18 protein-coding genes are annotated in these 19,855 nt (G+C 41.6%); 15 read left to right on the top strand and 3 right to left on the bottom strand.

All coding sequences use genetic code 11. From position 1 onward, the window contains the following. Window positions 1-6: 6 nt before the first annotated feature. Both ispE and lolB read right to left on the bottom strand, forming a co-directional pair. Window positions 7-873: a 4-(cytidine 5'-diphospho)-2-C-methyl-D-erythritol kinase gene (gene ispE, locus ACGF7G_RS02790; protein ID WP_387463387.1), complete on the bottom strand. Its 867-nt coding sequence runs from the start codon at window positions 871-873 to the stop codon at window positions 7-9. Next, window positions 873-1,496: a lipoprotein insertase outer membrane protein LolB gene (gene lolB, locus ACGF7G_RS02785; RefSeq protein ID WP_387463385.1), complete on the bottom strand. Its 624-nt coding sequence runs from the start codon at window positions 1,494-1,496 to the stop codon at window positions 873-875. The genes ispE and lolB overlap by 1 nt, the downstream gene beginning before the upstream one ends. Window positions 1,497-1,738: 242 nt before the next feature. On the opposite strand from lolB, the gene hemA reads away from it, so the two are divergent. From hemA to kdsA, 5 genes are read left to right on the top strand one after another with little or no spacing between them, the layout of a single operon-like run. After that, the gene (hemA, locus tag ACGF7G_RS02780) at window positions 1,739-3,001 is read left to right on the top strand and encodes a glutamyl-tRNA reductase (protein WP_387463383.1); all 1,263 of its coding nucleotides are present in this window, start codon (window positions 1,739-1,741) and stop codon (window positions 2,999-3,001) included. 31 nt (window positions 3,002-3,032) lie between these two features. Further along, the gene (gene prfA / locus ACGF7G_RS02775; RefSeq protein ID WP_387463381.1) at window positions 3,033-4,115 is read left to right on the top strand and encodes a peptide chain release factor 1; all 1,083 of its coding nucleotides are present in this window, start codon (window positions 3,033-3,035) and stop codon (window positions 4,113-4,115) included. Beyond that, entirely contained in the window at window positions 4,115-4,963 is an 849-nt protein-coding gene (prmC, locus tag ACGF7G_RS02770; protein WP_387463380.1) for a peptide chain release factor N(5)-glutamine methyltransferase, read from the top strand. Before prfA ends, prmC begins: the two co-directional genes overlap by 1 nt. Beyond that, window positions 4,947-5,756, top strand: a complete 810-nt coding sequence (gene sirB1, locus ACGF7G_RS02765) for an invasion regulator SirB1 (RefSeq protein ID WP_387463378.1) — start codon at window positions 4,947-4,949, stop codon at window positions 5,754-5,756. Before prmC ends, sirB1 begins: the two co-directional genes overlap by 17 nt. 58 nt (window positions 5,757-5,814) lie before the next feature. Further along, window positions 5,815-6,669, top strand: a complete 855-nt coding sequence (gene kdsA / locus ACGF7G_RS02760) for a 3-deoxy-8-phosphooctulonate synthase (protein WP_133813186.1) — start codon at window positions 5,815-5,817, stop codon at window positions 6,667-6,669. A gap of 89 nt (window positions 6,670-6,758) precedes the next feature. On the opposite strand, the gene dauA is transcribed toward kdsA, so the two are convergent. Next, on the bottom strand, window positions 6,759-8,474 hold the full coding sequence (gene dauA / locus ACGF7G_RS02755) for a C4-dicarboxylic acid transporter DauA (RefSeq protein WP_387463376.1): 1,716 nt from the start codon (window positions 8,472-8,474) through the stop codon (window positions 6,759-6,761). 678 nt (window positions 8,475-9,152) lie between these two features. On the opposite strand from dauA, the gene ACGF7G_RS02750 reads away from it, so the two are divergent. The 10 genes from ACGF7G_RS02750 to ACGF7G_RS02705 all read left to right on the top strand — a co-directional run bounded on the left by ACGF7G_RS02750 (window position 9,153) and on the right by ACGF7G_RS02705 (window position 19,850). Further along, the gene (locus tag ACGF7G_RS02750; RefSeq protein ID WP_387463375.1) at window positions 9,153-9,845 is read left to right on the top strand and encodes an SDR family NAD(P)-dependent oxidoreductase; all 693 of its coding nucleotides are present in this window, start codon (window positions 9,153-9,155) and stop codon (window positions 9,843-9,845) included. 243 nt (window positions 9,846-10,088) lie between these two features. Next, window positions 10,089-10,337: an acyl carrier protein gene (locus ACGF7G_RS02745; RefSeq protein WP_133813183.1), complete on the top strand. Its 249-nt coding sequence runs from the start codon at window positions 10,089-10,091 to the stop codon at window positions 10,335-10,337. 81 nt (window positions 10,338-10,418) lie between these two features. Continuing rightward, window positions 10,419-11,339: a hypothetical protein gene (locus ACGF7G_RS02740; protein ID WP_387463374.1), complete on the top strand. Its 921-nt coding sequence runs from the start codon at window positions 10,419-10,421 to the stop codon at window positions 11,337-11,339. A gap of 106 nt (window positions 11,340-11,445) precedes the next feature. Then, a complete protein-coding gene (locus ACGF7G_RS02735) occupies window positions 11,446-12,081 on the top strand; it encodes a hypothetical protein (protein WP_387463372.1) in 636 nt (211 codons plus the stop codon). Beyond that, window positions 12,071-13,255 carry a beta-ketoacyl synthase N-terminal-like domain-containing protein gene (locus ACGF7G_RS02730; protein WP_387463371.1) on the top strand — a complete coding sequence of 395 codons (1,185 nt, stop codon included), beginning with the start codon at window positions 12,071-12,073 and terminating at the stop codon, window positions 13,253-13,255. The genes ACGF7G_RS02735 and ACGF7G_RS02730 overlap by 11 nt, the downstream gene beginning before the upstream one ends. 86 nt (window positions 13,256-13,341) lie before the next feature. Continuing rightward, entirely contained in the window at window positions 13,342-15,093 is a 1,752-nt protein-coding gene (locus ACGF7G_RS02725; RefSeq protein WP_387463369.1) for a carbamoyltransferase, read from the top strand. Between the two features lie 215 nt (window positions 15,094-15,308). After that, window positions 15,309-16,184, top strand: a complete 876-nt coding sequence (locus ACGF7G_RS02720) for a hypothetical protein (protein WP_387463368.1) — start codon at window positions 15,309-15,311, stop codon at window positions 16,182-16,184. A 75-nt stretch (window positions 16,185-16,259) separates the two neighbouring features. Next, complete coding sequence (locus tag ACGF7G_RS02715; protein WP_133813177.1) at window positions 16,260-17,252, top strand: hypothetical protein; 993 nt, start codon at window positions 16,260-16,262, stop codon at window positions 17,250-17,252. Between the two features lie 219 nt (window positions 17,253-17,471). After that, on the top strand, window positions 17,472-18,914 hold the full coding sequence (locus ACGF7G_RS02710; RefSeq protein WP_387463366.1) for an acyl-CoA reductase: 1,443 nt from the start codon (window positions 17,472-17,474) through the stop codon (window positions 18,912-18,914). Between the two features lie 12 nt (window positions 18,915-18,926). After that, complete coding sequence (locus tag ACGF7G_RS02705; RefSeq protein WP_133813175.1) at window positions 18,927-19,850, top strand: acyl transferase; 924 nt, start codon at window positions 18,927-18,929, stop codon at window positions 19,848-19,850. Window positions 19,851-19,855: the final 5 nt, after the last annotated feature.

Genomic DNA, 19,855 nt, shown 5'->3' with positions numbered 1-19,855 from the left:
ATTGGTTCAATAACCGGGTATCCCAGAGCGAAAACTGTGCAAAGGTGAATTGTTGACGCCACGCGCAACAAAACCATGCAACCACTCAGGGGCTTGATTTAACACCTTCCGGGCCGATGCTTCTGATTCGAATTCGCCGAATACACATGCACCGGTCCCTGTCAGGCGTGACGGCGCGTATTCTAGCAGCCATGAAAGAAGCTGTTCAACCTTACGAAAACGTTTTCTTACAAGAGATTCACAATCATTTGCGTACGGAGCCTGTAATAATGCGGCCAGAGAGCGAATTGGCGTATCACGTTTTAATTCCGGATCTGTGAAGATGCGCAGAGTTGGGATTTCAATCCCAGGGTGCGCAACCAGATACCACTTCTCTTCCGGCTCTGCTATGTGCAGGATTTCACCAATACCTTCTGCAAATGCGGCGTGCCCTTTGATAAAGACTGGCACATCAGCACCAAGACTTACACCGAGGGTTGCCAGTGTCTCGTCTGTGAGGCCAGTTTGCCAGTGGTAATTCAGGGCAATCAGTACGGTAGCGGCATTCGATGAACCGCCTCCCAACCCACCGCCCATAGGCAGACGCTTGTTGATACAGATATCTGCACCTTGATGAGCAATGCCAGTGCTGTGTTGATGGCTGTAGGATTGCAACAGACGCGCCGCGCGAATAATCAGGTTGTTATCGTGCTCCACACCTTCTACCGGTGTCAGTAAGTGGATTTCATTATCCTGACGTGGGGTGATGGTAATTTCATCACCATAATCCAGAAACTGAAACAGAGTTTGCAACTGGTGATAACCATCAGCGCGGCGACCGGTGATATAGAGAAACAGGTTAAGTTTTGCCGGTGAAGGCCAGGTCAGCGTCATTATTTTGTGGTCCAGTTATCCATTTTCAGCTTAATGCGGCGGTCGCCCTGAGTCAGTTCAAGACGGTCAGGAAGAGAGGGGGTTGTTGAGCTATCGTAGGATTGATAATTAACCTGCCATGTTGCGCCATGTTGTTGATAGTTTAAGGTTTTCAACAGATAGTTAGCATCCAGCTTGAACTCTTTTGCGTCACCGGGCAGACCGGTTATCCAATGTCGCAGATTATCCAGTGGAATATCCATATCGGTGAGTTGATAAATGATCTCTTCAGGATTATCACTGAAATATTTTTTACCCTGGTTATCGGTTAATTGCGTCATGCCGGGTTGAACGACCAGTTCTAATTCAGTGCTGCCCAGAGGATTCGTTAATAATAAACGGTAGCGCTCAGGGTTATATTGTTGCCAGAAAAAGCGGGCATAAACTTTCTTTTCATTAGTCAGATAGGCAAAAGATCCACGGGTCTGGTATTGGTTCAATTGGTGTAGTTGTTGTGTGTGTGCCCGCCACTGAGGGGAGTCTGCCGAACCGGAACCACCGGGTTGTGTTAATGTACAGGCGGTCAGCAGCACGCAAGAGAGTGGCAGCAGACGGAATAGTGATAATTTTTGCATTGGCTTCATCGGCAATCTCTGATTAATAACATGAAAATGTTTACACCACTTAATAATGAAGAATGGCGCATTAATCCAGTTAAATCTCAAAAAATATCCTGAATAATGAGATTAGACGTGGTTGATCGTCTTTTATTGAACGGAGGTATCAAGTAGAATGCACAGCTAATTGAGAGTCCTTATTAAGGGTGATGATTTCATCAAAACAAGATGTTTTTTACGATGAACAGCCTTCCTGCTGATAATTCAATATGACTTTGTTAGCACTTGGTATCAACCATAAAACCGCTCCTGTATCCCTGCGTGAACGGGTGACTTTTTCACCGGACACTATCAGTGAAGCACTCGGCAACCTTCTCCAGCAGCCTCTGGTGAGGGGAGGCGTTGTATTGTCAACGTGTAACCGTACAGAGCTTTATCTCAGTGTAGAACAGCAGGATAATCTGTATGAGCAATTAATTAACTGGTTGTGTGAATACCACCAGCTTAATCCCAGGGATCTAAAATCCAGTATTTACTGGCATCATGATAATGAAGCCGTCAGCCACTTGATGAGAGTGGCGAGTGGGCTGGATTCGTTGGTACTTGGAGAGCCTCAGATCCTTGGGCAAGTGAAGAGAGCATTTGCCGAGTCGCAGGACTGCCGTTCTTTATCGAGTGAGTTGGAGCGATTGTTTCAAAAATCATTTTCTGTTGCCAAGCGCGTCAGGACTGAAACAGAGATTGGTTCAAATGCGGTTTCCGTCGCTTTTGCGGCTTGTACCCTGGCGCGGCAGATTTTTGAAACACTTTCTGAACTGAATATTTTGCTGGTTGGTGCAGGGGAAACCATTGAGCTGGTCGCCCGCCATCTGAAAGAGCATCGGGTGCACCATATGATGATTGCTAACAGAACGAGAGAAAAGGCGCAGGTATTGGCTGACGAAGTTCAGGCGGAAGTGATCACTTTGTCTGAAATTGATACACGTTTAGCCGAAGCTGATATTGTCATCAGTTCAACCGCCAGCCCTTTGCCTATTATTGGTAAAGGCATGGTTGAACGTGCATTAAAGTTACGCCGTAACCAACCCATGCTGCTCGTTGATATCGCGGTTCCCCGCGATGTAGAACCTGATGTGGAAAAATTGAACAACGTCTATCTCTACAGTGTTGATGATTTGCAGGCAATTATTCAGCGCAATCTTGCCCAGCGCAAAGCGGCGGCTGTTCAGGCTGAATATATTGTTCAGCAGGAAAGTGGTTATTTTATGGACTGGCTGCGTTCACAAGGTGCAGTCAACTCAATCCGTGAATATCGTGCTCAGGCAGAACAGATGCGGGCTGAAATGACAGACAAAGCGCTGGCTGCTATCAACCAGGGGGCTGACCTGGAACAGACAATAAATCAATTGACTCATCAATTGACGAATCGTCTGATGCATGCTCCTACCAAATCACTCCAGCAGGCTGCCAGCAATGGTGACCTGGGGCGTCTTAATTTATTACGTGACAGCCTGGGGCTGAAACATAATTAACCATATCTCGGAATAGGGTCTGAAATCACGAATGAAGCCTTCTATTGTTGCTAAATTGGAAGCATTACAAGAACGTCACGAAGAAGTTTTGGCTCACCTCAGTGATGCTGATGTGATTGCTGATCAGGAGCGTTTCCGTGCTTTGTCACGGGAATATGCTCAACTGACGGATGTGACGAATTGTTTTAAGGTCTGGTGCACGGTGCAGGATGACCTTAAGGCCGCTGAAATAATGCTTGATGACCCTGAAATGCGGGAAATGGCACAGGAAGAGATCAAGGATGCCAAGGTTCGTAATGAGGAATTAGAACAGCAGTTGCAATTGTTGCTGCTACCGAAAGATCCTGATGATGAACGCAACTGTTTTCTTGAAGTTCGCGCCGGCACCGGGGGTGATGAAGCGGCTATTTTCGCCGGGGATCTGTTTCGTATGTACAGCCGTTATGCTGAATCCCGTCGGTGGAAAGTCGAGGTGATGAGCGCCAATGACGGTGAGCATGGTGGTTATAAAGAAATTATCGCTAAAGTTTCCGGTGAACAGGTTTATGGTCATCTGAAATTTGAATCTGGTGGTCATCGTGTTCAGCGTGTACCGGAAACTGAATCGCAAGGGCGTATTCACACTTCTGCCTGTACCGTTGCGGTTTTGCCGGAGATCCCGGAAGCAGAATTGCCAGAAATCAGCCCAAGTGATTTGCGTATTGATACGTTCCGTTCGTCTGGTGCCGGTGGTCAGCACGTCAACACCACGGATTCCGCTATTCGTATCACGCATATTCCAACCGGCATTGTGGTTGAGTGTCAGGATGAGCGCTCTCAGCATAAAAACAAAGCGAAAGCGATGTCGGTATTGGCCGCGCGTATTCGTGCCGCCGAAGTGCGTAAGCGCCAGGAAGCAGAAGCCTCGGAGCGCCGTAACTTGCTGGGTTCCGGTGATCGTTCAGATCGCAACCGTACTTACAACTTCCCGCAAGGGCGGGTGACGGATCACCGTATTAACCTGACCTTGTACCGCCTTGATGAAGTGATGGAAGGCAAACTGGATATGCTTGTTCAGCCGATCGTTAATGAATATCAGGCCGATCAATTATCAGCGTTGTCAGAGCAGGATTGATGGATTATCAATCCTGGCTTAAACAAGCCACAACACAGTTATCAGCCAGTGACAGCCCTAAACGGGATGCAGAGATTTTGTTGGGGCTCGTCACTCACCATTCCCGAACTTACCTATTGGCATTCGGGGAAACGCAACTCTGTTCAGCGCAGTTCAGCCAGCTTGAAACGTTACTGGCTCGCCGGGTAAAAGGTGAACCCATTGCTCACATTACCGGCGAACGCGAATTCTGGTCGTTGCCACTAAATGTTTCGCCTGCCACATTGATCCCGCGGCCTGACACGGAGTGTCTGGTTGAAAAAGCGCTCGAACGGCTTTCACCGGTACCTTGCCACATTCTGGATTTGGGAACCGGCACCGGTGCGATTGCGCTGGCGATGGCCAGTGAGCGCCCTGATTGCCGGGTTACCGGGGTTGATATCAATCCTGATGCGGTCATTCTGGCGCAGGGTAATGCTGAAAAACTGAAAATACAAAATGTGGATTTTCTGCAAAGCAGTTGGTTCTCTTCGTTGGATAATCAACAATTTACTATGATTGTCAGTAATCCGCCTTACATCGATGAAGCCGATCCTCATCTGTTTCAAGGTGACGTGCGGTTTGAGCCAGAGAGTGCATTAATTGCGGCAGAACAGGGAACGGCTGATCTAAAGGCAATTATCAATTTGTCACGTCATTTTCTGTTACCTGGTGGATGGTTGTTGCTGGAGCATGGTTGGCAACAGGGAGACGTTGTAAGAAGCCTGTATTCTGAGAGTGGTTATCAGCTGGTGGCGACTTTTCAGGATTATGGCGGTAATGAGCGAATAACACTGGGTCAGTGGAAAAGTGATGAAAGCCATAGCTGATTATGAATTTAATAACGCATCTTTAAGTAGCGGTATTCTGTTAATATCCGGAGCCATCCGCTCCGACTTTCCTCAGAATTCAGTGGAGAAGCAGCTTCAGGTATTAATTGATGAAGCCAGACGTGAAATATCTCCACAGATGAACAGAGAGGAACAGCTGGAAAAATTACTCAGGCTGTTTTATCAGAACTGGAAATTCGGCGGTGCTAGTGGTGTTTATTGTCTGTCAGATACATTCTGGCTGGATAAAGTACTGCAAACCCGTCAAGGTTCTCCTGTGGTTTTAGGGATCATTCTTATCCATATTGCTCAGGCTTTAGAACTGCCCTTTATGCCGGTGGTTTTTCCGACACAGTTGATTCTGCGTATTGATTGCCCGGATAAACCGGTGAGATTTATTAATCCAACCGATGGCGAAGCGCTGAGTGAATATATGCTTGATGTGTGGTTAAAAGGGAATATTGGCCAGACAGCCAAATTGACGGCGGATGATTTGCAGGAAGCTGATAATATCAGCATCGTATATAAAGTGCTGGAGACGATAAAAGTTGTATTAATGGAAGAAGGCCAGTTGGAACTGGCGCTGAAAGCCAGTGAAGCCGTTCTGATGTTTGATCCCGATGACCCATATGAAATACGTGATAGAGGGCTTATGTACGCCGAACTTGATTGTCATCATATTGCGGTTTCTGATTTAAGCTATTTTGTCGAACACTGTCCGGAAGATCCGGCGGTAGAAACGATCAGAAAGCAGCTATACTCCATTGAGCAGCAATATATTGTATTGCATTGATTATGCTCTGCACTGATTCATTTGGTTAATTTATTTGCCCTTAATAGGAGGTATAAGTATGCAACAGAAAGTGGTTAATATTGGTGATATCAAGGTCGCTAACGATCTGCCGTTTGTTCTCTTTGGTGGTATGAATGTCCTTGAGTCACGGGATTTGGCCATGAGTATTTGTGAGCACTATGTGACAGTGACACAAAAACTGGGCATTCCTTATGTTTTCAAAGCTTCCTTTGATAAAGCGAACCGATCATCAATTCACTCTTACCGTGGTCCTGGGCTGGAAGAGGGAATGAAGATTTTTCAGGAGCTGAAACAAACTTTTGGTGTGAAAATTATTACTGACGTGCATGAACCAGCACAGGCGCAGGCAGTGGCGGAAGTGGTTGATGTGATCCAACTTCCGGCATTTCTGGCGCGTCAGACTGATTTGGTTGAGGCAATGGCCCGCACTGGCGCGGTGATTAACGTTAAAAAGCCACAATTTATCAGCCCAGCCCAGATGGGGAATATTGTTGAAAAATTCAAAGAAGGCGGCAACGATCAGGTGATCTTGTGTGATCGTGGCAGCAACTTTGGTTATGACAATTTGGTTGTGGATATGCTGGGTTTCAATGTCATGGTTCAGGCAACGGGGGGGCATCCGGTGATTTTTGATGTCACTCATTCACTGCAATGCCGTGATCCGTTTGGTGCCGCGTCGGGTGGCCGTCGTGCTCAGGTGGCTGAATTGGCGCGTGCGGGAATGGCCGTTGGTATTGCCGGCCTGTTCCTTGAAGCTCATCCCGATCCGGTCAATGCGAGGTGTGATGGCCCATCAGCGTTGCCGTTGGCAAAACTTGAGCCATTCCTGATCCAGATGAAAGCGATTGATGACGCAGTAAAAAGCTTCCCTCAGCTGGATACCTGTAAATAATCGGGTACATCGAGTGATGAAGGTGTTTGGCGCTGGTTTACAGCGCCATTATTGGGAAAAGGTGGACCAAGCTCCTTTTTTCAATGGCTTCAATTATCCATTTTGCAATTGAAATTCAACTCTTCCATTGCCCGTGGCAATGTTGCATGGAAACTGAGATGGTTTTCAACCCATTGAACTCTGGCTCTGGCCAGTGTTTTTAAAGGCTGAAATGGAATATCGCAAACAGCAATATATTTATCCTTACCCACTTCATCGATAAAGCGCTGGAAAGCGTGCAACCCACCGGCATCCAGCACAGGAACGGCATCCCATTGCATGAGGATCGTCTGATAACCTGCGCTTGCTTCCTTTAATTCTGTAAAGATACGTTCAGCCGCAGCGAAGAATAACGGGCCATTGATGCGAACAACCAGCAGACTGTTATCCCCATTTGTTTGTGGCAATTGGCTGATACGGGTCATATTGGCTATCCGACGCATAAACAGCAGTGAGGCTAACACGATACCAATCGTAATAGCGATGACCATATCAAACAGTACCGTGAACGACATACAAAGAACCAGCACAATAATGTCATCCCTTGGCGCACGACGGATCAGATAGATAACTTTATGTATCTCGCTCATATTCCAGGCGACCATGAGCAACAGGGAGGACATGGCGGCCAGCGGAAGATAGGAGAGCATTGGCGCCAACGCCAGTAAAGTTAATAACACCAGCAGAGAGTGAACAATTGCTGAAACCGGTGATGTTGCACCGGCTCTGATGTTTGCCGCTGATCGGGCAATGGCAGCGGTCGCGGTAATACCACCGAAGAACGGTACAGCGATATTGCCCAACCCCTGACCAATTAATTCACTGTTTGAGTGGTGCTTCTTACCTGTCATACCATCCAAAACAACGGCGCAAAGCAGTGATTCAATCGCACCCAACATTGCCATTGAAAAGGCCGCGGGCAATAAAGCTGAAACTGTTGCCCAACTTATCTCAACGTGATGAGAGTCTATATCGGGTAAACGCCACGGTAAAACGAATTGAGGAAGGATCGGGGGGATACCTTGGCCTTGCGTACCATCATTCAATAGGTAACTGAATTCAGAACCGATAGTCGCAGCATCCTGACCAAATAAATTCATTATCCCCATCACGGCGGTTCCCGCGATCAAGGCCGGAAGATGCCCGGGTAATTTCAGCCCAAGCTTAGGCCAGTAAATCAGAACCGAAAGTGTCGCCAGCCCAATCAGCGTATCACTTAAATGCAGCGTTGGCAGCGCCTGAAACAGCGCAGCAACCTTATCAATATAACTCTCTGGTACATGTTCCAATTGCAGACCAAAAAAATCTTTTACCTGCATGGTGGCGATAGTGATGGCGATCCCCGAAGTAAAACCCAGTGTCACCGGTAGAGGAATATACTCTATCAATTTGCCAAAGCGGGCTAACCCCATTACCAGCAGGATAATCCCCGACATGAATGTCGCAATGAGCAAACCACTCAGGCCAAATTGCTGAGATACCGGATAGAGAATGACAACGAAAGCGGCTGTAGGGCCGGAAACACTATAGCGTGAGCCGCCGGTTACCGCGATAACAATACCAGCGATAGCGGCGGTGTAAAGCCCGTATTGTGGCGCGACACCACTGCCAATAGCCAGTGCCATAGCGAGTGGGATAGCGATAATACCGACAGTAATACCGGCAATAATATCTTTAATTAAACGAGTAAAAGAGTAGGGTTCTTTCCAGCAAGCATCAATTACAGCACTAAACGGCCGTATGCCGTTCATTCTACGAGTTTTCATCTGTGCATAAACCAAAAAAATAAAAGGAAAAAGCAATAAGGTCATTATAAGCCAAATTGCAGGAATAATGCTTTTAGTTCAAAACGATAGCGCCATACATCAAACTCAATGTAAATAGATTAACGCCAGGAAAGAGAAAAGTAAAAGGGAGAATAACGCTATTATCACTGAAAAATATCTTGGAACCGATTCTATTAGGTATTTAATCTTATTGGTGAATTTTATTAGGTTAATTTCATAAATAATGTTTTCAATGTTTTTTGACTTGATTGTATATATTTTTTTATTAATTATGGAATTGTGATTTTTATTTTTAAAATGAATTAATCTGATTGGTAATGATTTGTGATTGTTATTGTTTTGTAATTAAATGATTGCTTGTGCATTTACTACTTTTATTATTATGCATGGATTAAATTAGCCGTATCAAATGATTTCACAATTTAGATTTTCCCCTTAATTTTGCGTGTAATTTAACCAATGTTTTAATGTCGCTTAAATATTAGATTAATAATTTGACAGATATAAGAACCCACCCTATTATTTAGAGTGACTCATGGAATTAGATGAATCAAATTAGCCAAAAATACTTTTTTTAACTAATATTTATTCTGAATGCTTTACTTAAAGTAGGGTTGACTGTTGAAAATAACTTTTGGATAAGGTAGGGATGTTTAAATGCATAAATATAACAGTAAGGTACTTATTATTGGTTCATCAAGTGACATTGGGAATGCGATTTGTCAGCATGCGGTAGCGAGTGGCTATGAAATATTAGGGACTTCACGTAAACCGCATAATGAAGAGATTCATTTAGATGTTATGTCGGATAACAGCGTAAAAGAAGCAATTGAAATTGCAATTGAAAAGATGAGATGTATTGATGCTGTTATCTATACACCAGCGATGTCATTGGATGGTTTGTTGCATGTTCAGGATATTGAGAGCTGGCACGATGTTTTTAATGTCAATTTATTCGGTGCTGCAAGAGTGGCAAAGTATTTGCTTCCGCATTTTATGAAGAATCGTGATGGTGTGATGCAATTTATCTCTTCTACAGCGAGTGTACGTGGATCACCAGGTGCCACAGCTTATTCTTGTTCGAAAGCAGCCATGAACGCATTAGTAAAAAATATCGCCAATGACTATGGGCGTTTTAATATCAGGGCCTACGCTGTGATGCCGGGATATGTTGATGGTGGCATGTTACGTCATATTTCTTCAGAAAGAAAAGTGGAATTAGCTAGAAGTATTGCATTAAAACGAATGGCGGATGTTGATGAAATTGCCCGTTTTTGTGTCGGGGCATTGAGTGCGTCAACTTATATAACAGGTACAACCCTTCGCATTGATGGAGGATTGATTGGTTAATAACAGTATTATAAATGTTGCCAATCGCTTTAATGTGAAAATGATTGCCGGTTATCATTCCTGTGTTGGTCAAACTATTTGGAATAGAGACCGAAACTAATGATTAAATATCTTTATTCTTATATCGTTTATGAATTATTTTTTTTGAATAAATCAGCTAGGATAAATTTTTAAATATATTTATTTATATAAATATATCTATAAACCATTAAAGCCGGATATACACATATTGGGGATGATGATATGGACAATATTGACATGGTTAATGAAGAACTAGCAAGTATTCTATTGAATGTTGCTGAGTTAGACTCTGATTTTGAAATAACGTCGAATAAATTATTGAAGAGTGATCTTGGCATTGACTCACTAAAATTAATTGATGTCATTCTATCAGTTGAACGAACCTTTGGAAAAGAAATTTCTGAAGATGCACTTGCTCGTATTCAAACCGTAGGTGAACTATGGGAAGAAATAAAGCATAACTTGTCATAGTTGGGTTCATTTTCAATGAAAAATTAAGAGCCTATCCCATTAGCGTTATTTTATGTTCATTCGCAAGGACGGTCTGCAACAATGACGTCTATTGGGATAGGCTCTGGAATTCTCTATTTATTAAACATGAGTTGGGTGAAAATGTTGACTTTTAACGTGGAAAATTTAGCTATTTATCCGAATATATTTCGGCATGAGAGAGCGGGGGAGTTTTATCTTCCCTCTGATATTTCTGAATTTGTAAGCAATAAAGGTGATCGTTTTCGTGATGATTTCAGTCGCATTTGTACCTATCTGGCAAATAAGCTTATTGCAGAAGATAGAAATGTAGAGAATGAATCTGTCATTGTGGGGACAGAATATGGCAACCTTGACGCCATGCTTCGTTTTCAGCGGCAGATAAGGAATAATGATAAAACGGTATCCGCTCAACAATTTCCTTATGCTACCACAAGTTCCGCTTCAACCTTTATTAACATTGACAAAAAGGTGACAGGAGGAAATTGTACCCTAAATGCAGGCAGTAAAACGCCGGTTATGGTATTCATTCAAGCGTTACTTAATTTATATAATAGATCAGCAGGTATTAGCCATCTGTTTTTCGGTGATGTCTATTGTGCAGAAGCACTTGATGATATACGAAAAAAAACCAGCAACCAGAAATCAATATCTTCTGGTGTAATGTGTGTGGGTTTGTCGAGTGGAAAACAATTTACCGCAGATTTTTTCTTCGGGTCAACAGTGGAAGAGGTAAAAAGGCAGCTTGACAATTTATCACCGGAGACAAAGATTTTTATATTCAATACGTTAAATAAGAATGAAGCTTTAATTAATACGATTAAAGATTATAATATCATTGAATATCAAGAATATAACGGTGCTTTTCTATTTCATGAATTTATGAACGCTATTCAGTGTAGTCAAAAAGAAGAGGCGTTTGTATTTATCACAATCGATAACATGAATGCCTCAGGCGTAAGGGTGATACATAATGATGAGTGATCGTATTAGCCATGTTTTTTCACCTGATGATGAGATATTCAAATATCATTTTCCTGACACCCCTATTGTGCCTGGTATCTTGCCGGTAGCCGCTTTTTGTAAGGAGATGGCTGATAAATCTGTTGATTTTATCAATTTGAGAAATCTGTTCTTTTATCAATTTATACGGCCTAATGAAGATATTAAATATAGCCAGGAGAGAAATAAGATTTCTGCAACGGTATCTGAACAGCTCTGTTTTTCTTTTTTTCTGGATTATTCTGGCAAAGATGAAGGGTGTGAAATCAAAAGAGATCTTTTCTCATCTTCTCTATTATCATTGCCATTGCGTGAACCTGAATTTTGGTTTTTGCCGAAGACCGTCTATATTAATGATATATCAAATAGTGCAAATTGTCATTTGAATATTAAATTGTTGCAGGATGAATCCGCTTATTTACAAAAATTCCAATATTCTACTTTGCTTATCCTTGTTGAAGCCATGGGGAATTTGGCATTAGTTTTACAGCATCAACAACAACAAAACATTTTAACTGAAAGTGATTATGTTTTTGCCAGATTCGGTGAATTGGCTTTCAGTCCGGATATTGAACATATTAATTCCCCTGTATTTATTGAAACCAAAGTGACACGGTTTGGTTCAATAATGTGTTGGAATGCATGGGCATATAGTGAAGGGGAAAAATTACTTTGGATAAATGACGCTATATCAATTAAGAGGAAGGGGAACGATGTTGGATAAAATATATATTACCGGGCTTGGCGTCGTCACTCCAATTGGTATAGATGTCGAAAGTTATTGGCAGAAGCTATGCGCTGGAGAGTCAAATTTTACTCGATTGGTGCCTGTCTATGCTTCTATGAAACCAAATTTTGTTGCCGGAAAAATTTCGGCAGGGCCACGTATGGAGATAAAAGCCAGGGCACCAAAATGTACAGGGGCACAGGTTCCTGATTCTTCTCTGTATGCTGTAGATGCAGCACTCCAGGCGATAGCGGATGCAGGATTACAACCGGGATGCGCTGAATTGCGCAATGCATTAGTGTGTGTTGGTAATAATGAGGCTGAGGCGGATATTCTTGATCAATTAGTTGAAGGTATGCCCGTAAACTGGAATGCCAATATCTATTCGAGTCATGCAGTTTCCGATAATGTTGCCCGCGCAATGGGTTCCTCCGGGCCTTCCATGACGATACATAATACCTGTGCCTCAGCAAATATTGCTCTGGAAACAGCACTACGCATGATGAAAGCAGGAATTGTTTCAACATCCGTAATCGGCGGAGGAGACGCTTTTTCTAAAAAGGTGTGGTCAGGTTTTTACATGCTTAATGCATTGGGGGCGGAACAGTGCCGTCCGTTTTCGCAATTAAGGCGTTTTATTACCATATCGGAAGGCGCGGCTTTTTTAGTGTTGCAGAATAGAAAACAAGTTGGTGAACATCAATCTCCTTATGCTGAATTGATCGCGACTGCAAGTAATAATGATGCATTACATCCGACTAACCTGGATATTAGCAGTGTCACCCAATGTCATGAAAAATTATTGAGTTCGGCGGGACTGGAAGCGGGAGATATTGATGGTATCTATGCACATGGTACTGGAACAAAAGCTAATGATGCAGTAGAAGCATCCATATTCTCTGAATATTTCTCCAACTCGGTGGTTTCAGCGATTAAAGGAACTATAGGGCATATGATGGCAACGGCGGGCGCGATTGGCGCAGTCAGTGCTTGTTTATCTTTGAGAGATCAGATGATGCCGCCAACGAATATCTTGCCGGAGGATTTTGAATATCAATTCAATTTAATTACTCATAGTATGGAAATGAAACATAATTTACGCTATGTACAAAATAATGCATTTGGTTTTGGTGGTAATAACGCGATTACTTTATTTGGTAGGGTGACTTAATTCTTCATGATACAAAATGAACTATGAGAATAAAGCGTATAGCCTGATTTTCATGAAACAAAAATAATAATTTTGAGGTTAATAATATGATTATATTGGGTATCAGTGGTCTTCCTAATTCTCAACGTTTCATGCGGGAGAATTACCCGGGTGTGAGTAAATTAGACGAGCGCATTTGTCAGGGAGTAGATAGTGCGGCCTGTTTGATTATTGATGGAAAAGTTGTTGCCGCCGCCGCGGAAGAACGCTTTACCGGAGAGAAAGGCACGGGACAATTTCCTGCTCATGCCATTAACTATTGTTTGGCGGAAGCGGGTGTTACGCAAGATGATATACAGGTTATTGCTCACGGTTTTAATTATGATCACTATCGTCGTTTTTTTGTATCGAACAAAAAAATGTTCGAGGGTGCTTTCAGTAACAAAACAGTGATTGATGCATTTGCTTCTGCTGGGTGGCAGAATATCGAACCGCGTTTTCAAGCGGTAGATCATCATTTGGCTCATGCGGCGTCTGCCTTTTATCCCAGTGGTTTCCCGTCTGCACTTTGTGTCGTTTCAGATGGTATGGGTGAAATAGAATCCTTGAGTATTTATCTTGCTAAAGACCAGCAATTCCAAAAATTGTACAGTCAGCCAATTAGTTCTTCATTAGGTGAGCTTTATTCTATCTGTACCCGGTTCCTTGGCTTTGTATTTAATAGTGATGAATATAAAGTCATGGGACTTGCCGCCTATGGTAATCCTGAGCGATACCGTCATATTTTCAATGAATTGGCCCAATTCGATGCAGATAGTGGATCAATACATATAAACTGGTCACCGCAACTGTTTGATAATGCGGAATATGGTTTTCCTGTTGCGATGACACAGCTCAGTGATATGTTCGGTCTTACACCGAGAGGTGAAGATGATATTTTGCTGGATGTTCACCAGGATTTTGCTGCGGGGTTGCAGGAAAAATTCGCACTTTTGCTGAAACAATTAGTTACGTATTGGTTGCAAAAAACCGGTGAAACATCACTTTGTCTTGCCGGCGGATCATTTTTAAACTGCAAAGCCAATCAAGTCCTTTGTCAGCTTGATCAGGTGGAAAATGTTTTTGTCCAACCTGCATCGGGTGATGATGGGACTTCTTTGGGGGCGGCGCTTTTTGTTGCCGGTAAATACCACAATAATTCAGATCGTTACTTTAATCCCTATCTTGGCCCTCGCTTCTCAACAGATGAAGTTCGTAATGCATTATTCCGGCATGGTTGTAATGCAGGAATGAAATGGCGTTATTTAGGGTTGAACGATGATTATTTTGTTTCTGCGGCTAACGATATCGCAGCAGATAAAATCATTGCCTGGTTCCATGACCGGATGGAATTTGGACCAAGAGCACTTGGCAATCGTTCGATTCTCGCGCTTCCGGCAGGTGAAGGAATAAAAGACAGAATTAATAGCACGGTGAAGTTTCGTGAGGCTTTCCGTCCATTTGCACCTGCCATTTTGGATGAGGACTGCGATATTATTTTTGAGACACGAAATCTATCGCCGACCCGATATATGCTTTGCACTGCGGGAGTAAAACCAGAAATGGCAGGGCCGGTCTCCGGTATTGTTCATGCGGATGGAACGGCACGTATTCAGCTTGTGGAACGGACTATGAATGAAACTTTTTGGCGGTTACTGAAAGCGGTACAGGAAATAACCGGTTATGGTTGTCTGGTGAATACTTCATTTAACGTTAGGGGACAGCCACTTATCATGTCACCTGATGTTGCGATAGAGACGTTTTTAAAAACTTCATTGGATAAACTTTATATTGAAGGATTTATCGTATGGAAAGAATAACGTTGAAATGCTAAAGAAAATGGCTGAATTGAATAAAGTTTCGGTTAATTGATTATTGTCGATTCTTTGGCGCAAATGTGTTTCCTTATCATCTTGGCAGAATACTTGAATATGATATTGGATGATATGGGAACACATTCTTTCAATTTGGCGAGCCGGGATTGCCTGCTGGACAACATAAGGTAACTATCGATCAGCAAAGGAAATATAAAAATATGATAAAAGAACTCCAGCAGCGTAAGCTGCTATCAATTGTGCAATCACAGAATGGTCTTATTGGGTACCGGTTTTCTGATAGTTTATATGCTGTTGCCGAACTCCTTGATAAGGCACTTTTGCAAGTTTTAAGTAAAGGAATATCGGTTACTTCACATTCGTGTACCACATTATTACCTCGATCCACCTTGGAACGTATCAGTTTCTTTGACAAATTGCCTAGCAATCCATTGCATGTTTATCCTCATTTAACTCACGATGTCATAAGTGAAAATAGCGGGGATGCATGGGTACTGAGTCCATCGACTTGCTATCATACTTTTTCTCATTTGATAGATAGTACTCATGATTGGGAATTGAAATATTTTACGGCTAAAGGACAGTGTCATCGATACGAACCGGTTAAAGATGAGCCTACTCGTATGGGGAATTTTACCATGCGTGAATTAATATTGGTGGGGATACAGGAAAAAGTAGAAACGCAATGTGAAATAATATTTGGGCAAACCGTTAAATTCTTACGACTACTGTTTCCTTCTCTTTCGGTGGAAAAAGCCAGCGATGTATTTTATGGCGAGCATTCTAAAGTGACTCGTAAAGTACAATTATCAATGGGCGTCAAGTGTGAAGTGCTTATTCCTTGGTTTGATAAATATAACGTTAGCGTTGGTTCACGAAATTTACACCGGGATTTATTTACCACAAATTTTAATATTATCAGTCGTGTCAGTGATTGCCCTATGCATTCTGCTTGTATTGCTTTTGGGATGGAGAGACTACTTTTGGCTCTGTTATCACATACTTTTAATTATGAACCTGATTTACTTATCGAAAATATATCACAAGCAGCTGAAATAATATTAAAGGAAAAATAACTGTGATTGCAGGACATAATATACTGGGTCCTCTATTCATAAATAAATCCATTGTATCGAGGTGATAAAATACTTATGGAAAATATGATGGATAAATCGAAAATAAACGTCGCTATCAATTGTTTTACCGGTAGCCTGACAAGATTACTTAATCTACAGGGTAAAAATATTTTTGAGGCGGAGATCTTTGAAGCTGGCAATGGTTATTTATTTCGTAGTGGTTATGATGAATTGAATATGCCTGAATACACTTTCTCGGTTGAAACTGTTGGACTAACTGGCGCGGTATCTTTAGGTGCAAATATGGTTTCACTACCGATAGATTACCCACATTGGTGTTGTCAATTATATGAATTATTATGTCAGAAGAAAGGTGTAGTTGCTTGGGTCAATTCGGCACATTTATCTTATTCTGAGGTTTATGCTAATAAACCAGAATACCTTCATGCTGTGCTGATCACCGCTATTACGGATGATTATTCACAAGTGCGTATCTTTGATTCTTTGGTGGTTGATCGGGAATCCTATGCTTGTGAGGCATGGATGCCCTCCGGGCAATTTTATTTAGCGCTTTCCGATAAAGTGCCCAGTGAAATTTATGATCATATGGGGAATTTTTATATTGTTGATTCGTTGAGAAATCTGGAAATAATACCTGTGAGAGAATCACTTATTCGGCAGGCTGAATTATTTAATACTTCACCTGAATGTTATGATTCGCTGAGAAATTATAGTAAATTATGCTTGGATTTATTTCAACAAGCAGAGGATAAAGCTTGTCGGGCCGCCAAAAGATTGTTTGATCATATCAGTGTGTTGTATGTGATACCCAATTTGAGTTTGTTAAAATATTCTTTAATCAGGGCAGATATTGCGCCTGCTCTGATTGAACATTGCACGGAATTGATTGGTCATTGGAAAGCTTTATCCATTTTAGCCCTCAAGTTTGAAGCCACATTATCACTTCAAGTATTGAAAAAAATAGAGGACCGTTTTAATCACATTGATCAAATGACTAACGTGATGTGGGGGGAATTGTATAGGTATAAAGATAAATCATGTTATTGATCATTATGGCGTACTGGATAATTATATATAAATTAAGTTAATTTATAAGCATGATGATAATTTTCATAAACATTATCACGCATAAATAAAGTCGCGACGCTTTTGATTGAAATTTTTTATTAACAATTCTTGTTGATATGAAAGTTTTCGTTTATTATTTTAATAGATATTGGCAAACTGGATTAGGCAGTAATTACCCTTATTAAATGGATGGCGAATATGACTAAAAAAATTTCATTCATTATCAACGGTCAAGTCGAAATATTTCCTGAAAGTAATGAATTAGTTCAATCCATTGATTTTGGTGATAATCGTGTTTATTTACCCATATTGAATGATTCTCAAGTAAAAAACATTATTGATTATAATGAAAATAATAAATTGCAGTTGCATAACATTATCAACTTTCTCTACACAGTAGGGCAAAGATGGAAAAATGAAGAATATTCAAGACGCAGGACATACATTCGTGACCTGAAAAAATACATGGGATATTCAGAAGCAATGGCCAAGCTGGAGGCCAATTGGATATCGATGATCTTATGCTCTAAAGGTGGTCTTTATGATCTGGTAAAAAATGAACTTGGTTCTCGCCATATCATGGATGAATGGTTACCACAGGATGAAAGCTATATCAGGGCTTTCCCGAAAGGTAAGTCTATACATCTGCTGGCCGGTAATGTCCCGTTATCGGGTGTAATGTCTATATTACGTGCCATCTTAACAAAGAATCAATGTATTATAAAAACCGCATCAAGTGATCCTTTTACAGCTAATGCATTAGCGTTAAGTTTTATCGATGTAGACCCTAATCATCCAATAACGCGCTCTTTATCTGTTGTATATTGGCAACATCAGGGTGATACATCACTCGCAAAAGAAATTATGCAACATGCGGATGTCATTGCTGCTTGGGGAGGGGAAGATGCGATTAATTGGGCAGTAAAGCATGCACCTCCCTATATTGACGTGATTAAATTTGTCTCTAAGAAGAGTTTCTGCATTATTGATGACCCTGCTGACTTGACGTCCGCAGCGACAGGGGCGGCTCATGATATTTGTTTTTACGATCAGCAAGCTTGTTTTTCCACCCAAAACATATACTACATGGGAAGTCATTATGAAGAATTTAAGCTGGCGTTGATAGAAAAACTGAATTTATATGCGCATATATTACCAAACGCCAAAAAAGATTTTGATGAAAAGGCCGCCTATTCCTTGGTTCAAAAGGAGAGCTTGTTTGCAGGATTAAAAGTAGAGGTTGATGTTCATCAGCGCTGGATGATTATTGAGTCAAATGCGGGTGTGGAACTTAATCAGCCCCTTGGCAGATGTGTATACCTTCATCATGTCAATAATATTGAGCAAATATTGCCTTATATTCAAAAAAATAGGACGCAAACCATCTCTATTTTCCCTTGGGAGTCGGCATTTAAGTATCGGGACGAATTAGCCTTAAAAGGTGCTGAACGGATTGTAGAAGCAGGAATGAATAATATATTTCGAGTGGGTGGGGCTCATGACGGAATGAGACCGTTACAACGATTAGTGACATATATTTCTCATGAAAGGCCATCTCACTATACTACTAAGGATGTTGCGGTTGAAATAGAACAGACTCGATTCTTGGAAGAAGATAAGTTCCTTGTATTTGTCCCTTGATAGGTAAACAGTATGGAAAATCAATCCAGATATAAAACCATCGACCATGTTATTGGCGTTGAAGGAAATAAAGAAATTCATGTCTGGGAAACACTGCCAGAAGAAAACAGCCCAAAGAGAAAGAATGCAATTATCATTGCCTCTGGCTTTGCCCGGAGGATGGATCATTTTGCTGGACTGGCGGAATATTTGTCGTGGAATGGATTTCATGTGATCCGCTATGATTCACTTCACCATGTTGGATTGAGTTCAGGGACAATTGATGAATTTACCATGTCTATAGGAAAACAGAGTCTGTTAGCCGTAGTTGATTGGTTAAATACACGAAAAATAAATAACTGCGGTATTTTGGCTTCAAGCTTATCTGCACGGATAGTTTATGCAAGCCTGTCTGAAATCAATGCGTCGTTTTTAATCACTGCGGTTGGTGTTGTTAACTTAAGATATACTCTCGAAAGAGCTTTAGGATTTGATTATCTCAGTTTACCTATTGATGAATTACCGAATAATCTGGATTTTGAAGGCCATAAATTGGGTGCTGAAGTCTTCGCGAGAGATTGCGTTGATTTTGGCTGGGAAGATTTAACTTCCACAATTAATAGCATGATGCATCTTGATATACCGTTTATTGCTTTTACTGCAAATAGCGACGATTGGGTAAAACAAGATGAAGTCATCAAATTGTTATCAAATATTCGTAGTAATCGATGCAAGATATATTCTTTGCTAGGAGGTTCACATGATTTGGGTGAGAACTTAGTGGTCCTGCGCAATTTTTATCAATCAGTTACGAAAGCGGCTATCGCGATGGATAATGGCAGTTTGGATATCGATATTGATATTACTGAGCCGTCATTTGAACATCTGACTATTGCGACAGTCAATGAACGCCGAATGAAAATTGAGATTGAAAATCAAACAATTTCGCCGTCTTAACTCTA

The organism is Photorhabdus sp. RM323S, from assembly GCF_042879375.1.
Lineage (GTDB): Bacteria > Pseudomonadota > Gammaproteobacteria > Enterobacterales > Enterobacteriaceae > Photorhabdus > Photorhabdus tasmaniensis.
This window is presented reverse-complemented; position numbering and strand designations above follow the sequence as displayed.

What these genes read in the sequence shown, in the direction of transcription:
- ACGF7G_RS02740 (WP_387463374.1), top strand. Translation starts at nt 10,419, where the DNA reads ATGACGTCTATTGGGATAGGCTCTGGAATTCTCTATTTATTAAACATG.
- prfA (WP_387463381.1), top strand. Translation starts at nt 3,033, where the DNA reads ATGAAGCCTTCTATTGTTGCTAAATTGGAAGCATTACAAGAACGTCAC.
- prmC (WP_387463380.1), top strand. Translation starts at nt 4,115, where the DNA reads ATGGATTATCAATCCTGGCTTAAACAAGCCACAACACAGTTATCAGCC.
- ACGF7G_RS02730 (WP_387463371.1), top strand. Translation starts at nt 12,071, where the DNA reads ATGTTGGATAAAATATATATTACCGGGCTTGGCGTCGTCACTCCAATT.
- ACGF7G_RS02720 (WP_387463368.1), top strand. Translation starts at nt 15,309, where the DNA reads ATGATAAAAGAACTCCAGCAGCGTAAGCTGCTATCAATTGTGCAATCA.
- dauA (WP_387463376.1), bottom strand. Translation starts at nt 8,474, where the DNA reads ATGAAAACTCGTAGAATGAACGGCATACGGCCGTTTAGTGCTGTAATT.
- ACGF7G_RS02715 (WP_133813177.1), top strand. Translation starts at nt 16,260, where the DNA reads ATGGAAAATATGATGGATAAATCGAAAATAAACGTCGCTATCAATTGT.
- ACGF7G_RS02750 (WP_387463375.1), top strand. Translation starts at nt 9,153, where the DNA reads ATGCATAAATATAACAGTAAGGTACTTATTATTGGTTCATCAAGTGAC.
- ACGF7G_RS02745 (WP_133813183.1), top strand. Translation starts at nt 10,089, where the DNA reads ATGGACAATATTGACATGGTTAATGAAGAACTAGCAAGTATTCTATTG.
- ispE (WP_387463387.1), bottom strand. Translation starts at nt 873, where the DNA reads ATGACGCTGACCTGGCCTTCACCGGCAAAACTTAACCTGTTTCTCTAT.
- ACGF7G_RS02735 (WP_387463372.1), top strand. Translation starts at nt 11,446, where the DNA reads ATGGCTGATAAATCTGTTGATTTTATCAATTTGAGAAATCTGTTCTTT.
- lolB (WP_387463385.1), bottom strand. Translation starts at nt 1,496, where the DNA reads ATGAAGCCAATGCAAAAATTATCACTATTCCGTCTGCTGCCACTCTCT.
- ACGF7G_RS02725 (WP_387463369.1), top strand. Translation starts at nt 13,342, where the DNA reads ATGATTATATTGGGTATCAGTGGTCTTCCTAATTCTCAACGTTTCATG.
- ACGF7G_RS02705 (WP_133813175.1), top strand. Translation starts at nt 18,927, where the DNA reads ATGGAAAATCAATCCAGATATAAAACCATCGACCATGTTATTGGCGTT.
- ACGF7G_RS02710 (WP_387463366.1), top strand. Translation starts at nt 17,472, where the DNA reads ATGACTAAAAAAATTTCATTCATTATCAACGGTCAAGTCGAAATATTT.
- hemA (WP_387463383.1), top strand. Translation starts at nt 1,739, where the DNA reads ATGACTTTGTTAGCACTTGGTATCAACCATAAAACCGCTCCTGTATCC.
- kdsA (WP_133813186.1), top strand. Translation starts at nt 5,815, where the DNA reads ATGCAACAGAAAGTGGTTAATATTGGTGATATCAAGGTCGCTAACGAT.
- sirB1 (WP_387463378.1), top strand. Translation starts at nt 4,947, where the DNA reads ATGAAAGCCATAGCTGATTATGAATTTAATAACGCATCTTTAAGTAGC.